At 72.9% G+C, this 6488-nt stretch carries 5 protein-coding genes; 3 read left to right on the top strand and 2 right to left on the bottom strand.

Annotated features, from left to right (window positions below; translation table 11 throughout):
- Positions 1 to 215: 215 nt before the first annotated feature.
- Together AB3X52_RS19300 and AB3X52_RS19295 are read right to left on the bottom strand one after the other, a co-directional pair.
- The gene (locus AB3X52_RS19300) at positions 216 to 3107 is read right to left on the bottom strand and encodes a glycosyltransferase (RefSeq protein WP_367995735.1); all 2892 of its coding nucleotides are present in this window, start codon (positions 3105 to 3107) and stop codon (positions 216 to 218) included.
- Positions 3108 to 3185: 78 nt separating this feature from the next.
- Entirely contained in the window at positions 3186 to 3440 is a 255-nt protein-coding gene (locus AB3X52_RS19295; protein WP_367995734.1) for a WhiB family transcriptional regulator, read from the bottom strand.
- A 213-nt stretch (positions 3441 to 3653) separates the two neighbouring features.
- On the opposite strand from AB3X52_RS19295, the gene cofD reads away from it, so the two are divergent.
- From cofD to AB3X52_RS19280, 3 genes are all read left to right on the top strand, one after another.
- Positions 3654 to 4667 (top strand): 2-phospho-L-lactate transferase, encoded by a 1014-nt coding sequence (gene cofD, locus AB3X52_RS19290; RefSeq protein ID WP_367995733.1) that lies wholly within the window; start codon positions 3654 to 3656, stop codon positions 4665 to 4667.
- Complete coding sequence (cofE, locus tag AB3X52_RS19285) at positions 4664 to 5656, top strand: coenzyme F420-0:L-glutamate ligase (protein WP_367995732.1); 993 nt, start codon at positions 4664 to 4666, stop codon at positions 5654 to 5656. Before cofD ends, cofE begins: the two co-directional genes overlap by 4 nt.
- A gap of 103 nt (positions 5657 to 5759) precedes the next feature.
- Positions 5760 to 6488: DUF3105 domain-containing protein (locus tag AB3X52_RS19280; protein ID WP_367995731.1), on the top strand; the 729-nt coding region annotated here is incomplete at its 3' end.

Raw genomic sequence — 6488 nt, 5'->3', positions numbered from 1 at the left:
TACGGACGCGGCCGCATGAGATTTTCGATGGTCGCTCGCTGACGCTCGCTCATGCGGCCCCCTCCGTCAGAAGAACGGCAGAGTACGGACGCGGCCGCATGAGATTTTCGATGGTCGCTCGCTGACGCTCGCTCATGCGGCCCCCTCCGTCAGGAGAACGACAGAGTACGGACGCGGCCGCACGAGATTTTCGATGGTCGCTCGCTGACGCTCGCTCATCTCGTTCGCTTCCTCTCCAACGTCGGTCCGCAGAGCACGGCGACCACCACCACACCGGCGAGCTGGACCACCAGCAGCAGGATCCGGAGCCACGACCGGTGGCCGTCGAGGTCGTCGCCGGTCGGCGCGGTGTCGAGCTGCCAGGCCCGGGTCGACCGGTCGGTGGTGCTCGCCTGGGTCACGCCACCGCTGGCGTCGATGCCCTCGGCGACGGCGTGGTCGGCCGGGCTCGGCATGACGACGTACTCGATGCCGTGGCGGGCCAGTGCATCCAGCACGTCGGCACCGGGCGCGGACGTGAGCCGGCCGACGAGACCGTTGAAGTCGGTGTCCACCGGGGTGGCGGCGGTGATCTCGTCCGTGCCCAGGGTGACCCCGTCGCCGCGCAGGACGGTGTAGCGGAGACCGTCCGCGACGCTGCCGCGCAGGACGAGCACGCCCTCCGCCGGGCGGTGGGTCGCGGTGTCGAGCATGTACGACGGCACCCCCTCGTGGGCGAGGGGACCCGTGTCGCTGGTGAGCGACCCGCTTCCGTCGACCACGAACCAGCCGAGCCCCCCGACCGCACCGACGAGACCGACCACCACGGCGAGAACGCCCACGGGACGCCGCCAACCGGTGAGGCCGTCGAGCAGCGCACCCTGGACCCCGAGCGCGACCGCGACCACGGCAGCGCCCTGCACGGCGACCAGCGGGAAGGCCGGCCCGGCCGCCGTCGTACCCGCGGCGAGGTGGAGGGGCAGCCAGGACAGCACCATGGCGACGACGACCGTGACGACGCCGGCGATCCAGCAGACCAGGACGGGGATGCGGGTGCGGACCGGGATGAGCGCGAGGACCGCCAGCAGCGGCAGCGCGAGACCGAGCCACCACGGCGCGCCGAGCAGATGAGCGTCCTCGAGGCGCCCGAGGAGCAGGTCACCACCGTCGGCGACCGGGGCCGGCAGGCGACCGGGGTCGAGCAGGAGAGCCGCGCCGGCACCGTGGACGAGGGCGGGCAGCCACCACGGGAGCAGAAGGACGGGGGGCACGCCGAGCGCCGCGGCGGGCGGACCCCACACGTCGCGGTCCCGCATCGAGCCGGGGACGACCCGGAACGCGAGCAGCAGCACGACGACGCCGAGGACCAGCGCGACCAGCCAGGCCGACGGCGCGAAGGCGGTGACGACGGCGAGAAGGAGACCGGCACGCCAGGCCGCCCGCCAGCGCCGGTCGGCCTCCGGATCGGCGAACCCGAGAGCGGCGTGGACCATCCACGGGAGAAGCGCGCCCGCGACGACCGGACCGAGCCGACCGTCGCCCCAGGCGCCGCTCACCGCGGGGACCAACGCGTACGCCGTGGCGCCCCACAGGATCAGCCAGCGTGGCGCGCCCCGGTGGCTGATGAGCCGTCCCACGACCCGCAGCAGGCGCCACGCGCCGCCGAGCGCGATCGGGAACGCGAGGACCATCACGACGGTGACCGCGAGGCCGGTGTGGCCGAAGAGGACGGTCGCGAGCAGCGCCAGGGGCAGGACGTACGGCGGCGCGGGGACCGCGGTCCCGAGGCCGAGAGCATGCCACGACTCCAGGTGGAGACCCCACCAGTCGGTCGCGCCGTCCGGGACCGGGGAGAGCCCGCCGCCGGCCACCGCGCCGAAGCCGGCGCGCGCGCCGATGATGCCGAGGAGGCCGACGAGGGTCACCAGGACGGCCACCGGGTTCGTGAAGAACCGGACGACCCAGCCGTTCTCCTCAGGGATGTCGTCCTCGTCCTGCGGCTCGAGCGCAGCCTGGCGGCGGGCGGCGAAGGACGCGGGGTCGGCCTCGGCCTTGGCGATCCGACGCCGTTCGGCGACATCGGCGGCCTGATTGGTGAGTGCGCTGGTCACGTCGCTGACGAAGTCGAGCCCGTGCCGGTAGGGCAGCCACGCCGGCGGCAGGAGCGCGCGGACGCGCTCCGGCGCGGCGCTCTGCCGGCCTGCGCGGGCCCGCCGTCCCGCTCGCACCGCGCCCGGCTTGGCGCAGACGTTGAGCAGGGCGGCGAGCTCATCGAGCGCCGTGCCGACCTCGCGCACGCACAGGAAGCCGATCATCCGCAGGAGGGTCCCCAGCGCGAGCCGCACGAGGGTGAACGGCAACCGGCGTCCGGAGACGTTGGCGAGCAGCGTGTAGAGCGCGGCGCGGCGCTCCTGATAGTGGGTATGCCGCCCGGTCAGGGGTGTCCGGCGTACGCCGCGGTGCGCGGCCTCGGCGTGGAAGACGACGGCCTCGGGGACCACGAGTGTGGTGTGGCCGGCGTTCGCCGCCCGCCACCCGAAGTCGATGTCATTGCCGAACATCGGCAGCGCCTTGTCGAGGCCGTCGAGGTCCCGGAGCAGCCGGCGGCGTACGAGCATGCCCGCGGTGTTGACCGCGAGGACCTGCTTGACCTGGTCGTGCTGGCCCTGGTCGTACTCGGCGCGTTCCAGCCCGGTCTCGCGCCGGCCGGTGCCCGAGATCGTCACGCCGAGCTCGAGCAGGCGCCGCAGCGAGGGCCATTCCCGCAGTTTGGGGCCGAGTACGTCGGCCTCCGGGTGATCCTCGGCGCAGGCGAGCAGCGCCGCCAGGGCGCCCGGGTCCGGCGTCGAGTCGTCGTGGAGCAGCCAGACCCAGTCCGGTGCGTCGGGACCGTCGCCGAGCGCCTCGAGCGCGAGGTCGATGGCCTGCGGGAAGGTGGTCCGGCCGGACACCCGGGTGACCGTGCCGAAGGCCGCCTCCAGCAGCTCGGGGCTCTCGTCCTTGCTGCCGGTGTCGACGGCGACGACGCGAGCGATCGGCGCCTGCTGGGCCCGGACGCCGTCGATCACGGTGGGCAGCCAGCCGGCGCCGTCGTGGCTGACGAGGACGAGCGCGACCGTGGGATGCACGATCGGCAACCCTAACGGGGAGCCGGTGCCGCCCGGAAAAGCAGCAGACCCGGGCGGTGGGGCCCGGGTCCTGCTACATCAGACTGCGCGCTTCTTCAGCTTGCGGCGCTCCCTCTCGGAGAGACCGCCCCAGATGCCGAAGCGCTCATCGTTCATGAGTGCCGACTCGAGGCATTCGTCACGCACCTCGCAGGTCAGACACACCTTCTTCGCCTCCCGGGTCGATCCCCCCTTCTCAGGGAAGAACGCCTCCGGATCCGTCTGTGCGCACAGCGCACGCTCCTGCCAGCCCCCATCGTCGGCGCCAGGCTCGAGGAGAAACAGTTCTCGCATCGTCTTTCGCCCTTTCGACCCTTGCAGTTGGTGTTCGTGATCCCCCGAACCGACCGATCACCCCTCGCTTCGTCGGGGAGGTACCCGACCGGCTTCACGGGAAAACGACACTGGTGGAATTACATGCCTGTCGCAACCTCAAGTCAAGCCCGGCTTCTGCTATGCGCAGACCTGTAACACGCCTGTCTGGAGGTCACCTGAGAGGATGGGGCCATGCGCACCATCACGGTCCTCTCCGGCGGGCACGGCGGAGCCAGGTTCATCGCCGGTCTCCTGCACGGCATCCAGGCCGGCACGCTGCCCGGAGTCGCGCCCGACGCCCAGGTGACGGTCATCGCCAACACGGCCGACGACCTGTGGATCCACGGGCTCAAGGTCTGCCCCGACCTCGACACCGTCATGTACACCCTCGGCCACGGCCTCGACCACGAGCGCGGCTGGGGCCGCACCGAGGAGACCTGGAGCATCAAGGACGAGCTCGAGGCGTACGGCGTCCCGAACACCTGGTTCGGGCTGGGCGACCGCGACATCGCGACCCATCTCGTGCGGACCCAGATGCTCGAGGCCGGCTTCCCGCTCTCCCAGGTCACCGAGGCGCTGTGCCGCCGGTGGCTGACTCCCGTCCACGGCGACCGCGTCCGGGTGCTGCCGATGACCGACGACCGCGTGGAGACGCACGTCGCGGTCAAGGATCCCGACTCCCCCAGCGGGCTCCGAGTCGTCCACTTCCAGGAGTACTGGGTCCGGCTGCGTGCCGGGGTCCCGGCCGAGCAGCTCGTCTTCGTCGGCCTCGACGAGGCCACGGCCGGCCCGGGGGTCGTGGACGCCATCAGCGGCGCCGACCTGGTGATCCTCCCGCCGTCCAACCCGGTGGTCTCCGTCGGCACCGTCCTCGGGGTCCCCGGGATCCGCGAGGTCGTCCGCGCCGCGTCCGCCCCGGTCGTCGGCATCTCCCCCATCATCGGCGGCCATCACGTCCGCGGGATGGCGGAGCAGATGCTCGCCTCCATCGGCGTCGACGCGACGGCCGCTGGCGTCGGGCTCCACTACGGCGCGCGCAGCGGCGGCGGCGTCCTCGACGGCTGGCTCGTCGACGAGCGCGACGCCGACGCCGTGGACACGCTGCGGTCCGCGGGGCTCCGAGCCGCCGGCGTACCCCTGTGGATGTCGTCCGACGAGGCCACCGCCGCGATGGCGGCGGCCGCGATCGAGCTGGTCGCGCGATGACCGAGCCCGACGGCCCCGGCGGGGCCCTCACGGTCCTCGCCCCCGACGGCGTGCCCGAGGTCCGCAAGGGCGACGACCTGACGGCGCTGCTCCTGACGGCGCTCGACCGCAACGGGTGGACGCTCGCCGACGGCGACGTCGTGGCGGTGACGAGCAAGGTCGTCAGCAAGGCCGAGGGCCAGGTGCGCGAGGGCACCCGTGACGACGTGCTGGCGGACGAGACCCGCCGGGTCGTCGCCCGGCGCGGGCGGACGGCGATCGTGCGCAACCGCCTCGGCCTCACCATGGCCGCGGCCGGCATCGACGCCTCCAACGTCGACGCGGGCTGCGTCGTCCTGCATCCTCTCGATCCCGACGGCTCGGCCCGCGTGCTGCGCGCCGCCCTGCGCGAGCGCACCGGCGCCAACGTCGGCGTGCTCGTCACCGACACCGCCGGACGCGCCTGGCGCGACGGCCAGACCGACCTGGCGATCGGGGCGGCCGGCGTGCAGGTGCTGCAGAGCTTCGCCGGCCGCGAGGACAGCTATGGCAACAGCCTGGTCGTCACGGCCCCCGCGGTCGCCGACGAGCTGGCGGGGGCCGCCGAGCTCGCGCAGGGCAAGCTGGCCGCGCGGCCGTTCGCCGTCGTACGCGGGCGGGCCGACCTCGTGCTGCCGCCCGGCGACGACGGGGCCGGGGCGGGGCTCCTCATCCGGGGCGAGGGACAGGACTTCTTCGGGTACGGCGCCCGGGAGGCCGTCGTCCGTGCGCTGAAGGCGGAGCCCGGCGACCAGGCACCGTTCGGAGCGCCCGCTGTCGCGGAGGAGCTGGCCGCGGCGATCGCCGAGGTCACCGGCGCCACCACGGAGCGCGTCGGTGACGGGCTGCGCGTGCGGGGCGTCGACCGGCGGCTCCTCGGCGTCCTGACCTATGCGCACGGCTGGCAGATCGACGCCGCCGACCCGCACGACGAGCGCGACACGGTCACGGTCCGGCCGCAGGTCTTCTAGACCTTCGTGGTTCCCGCGCCGCCGTGCGTAGACTCTGCGCGACCCGTCCCCGCCCCGACCCAGGGCCCAGCACTCTGGCGCTAGATCCCGAGGAACGCCGACCGTGGCCAAGAAGTCTGCCAAGTCCGACCGCCGTGCGGTCATCGACGACATCCGCAAGAAGCAGCGGGGCGCCGAGCGTGCCCGCGGGATGGCGATCATCGCCGTCTGCGTGGCCGTCGCCCTCATCATCGTCGGCATCGCGGCGTTCCACCCGATCAAGGACGCGATCCAGACCAGCGCCTACAACAGCGAGCTGCTCCAGGACATCGGCGACAGCCCCTCGGCCGCCGGCTGCCAGAAGATCGTCGAGATCAAGGCCGACGGCAACCAGCAGCACATCCCGACCGGCCAGCAGCAGATCTACACGACCGCGCCGCCGGCCTTCGGCCCGCACTGGAACGAGGCCAACGTCGCCCCGGTCGCCATGGGTCGCAAGTTCTACACCGCCGAGGACCGTCCCGAGCTCGAGGCGCTCGTCCACAACCTCGAGCACGGCTACACGCTGCTGTGGTACGACGACACCGTGAGCGGCGCGGAGCTCAACGAGATCCGCGCCATCGGCAAGAAGTTCGAGGGCACCACCGACTTCCGCCGCAAGTTCATCGCCGTCCCGTGGACGAAGGCCGACGAGACCGAGACCACCAAGGGCCGCAAGCCCACGCTCGACTGGCCGAAGGGCACCCACATCGCCTTCACGCACTGGTCGGCGGGCGGCGTCTCCTACCTCCAGCCGGCGGAGACCCGGCCGGGCCTGATCGAGGCGATCGCGACGACGCCGGGCGTGGTGCCC

Origin of the sequence: Nocardioides eburneus (genome assembly GCF_040838215.1) — a bacterium.
Classification (GTDB): domain Bacteria; phylum Actinomycetota; class Actinomycetes; order Propionibacteriales; family Nocardioidaceae; genus Nocardioides; species Nocardioides eburneus.
Note: the sequence above shows the minus strand (reverse complement) of the source record. Positions and strands in the feature narration are given on the sequence as shown.

Bases quoted from the DNA above. Each gene is read 5' to 3' on its own strand.
- cofE (WP_367995732.1), top strand. From the start codon at position 4,664: ATGACCGAGCCCGACGGCCCCGGCGGGGCCCTCACGGTCCTCGCCCCC.
- AB3X52_RS19295 (WP_367995734.1), bottom strand. From the start codon at position 3,440: ATGCGAGAACTGTTTCTCCTCGAGCCTGGCGCCGACGATGGGGGCTGG.
- cofD (WP_367995733.1), top strand. From the start codon at position 3,654: ATGCGCACCATCACGGTCCTCTCCGGCGGGCACGGCGGAGCCAGGTTC.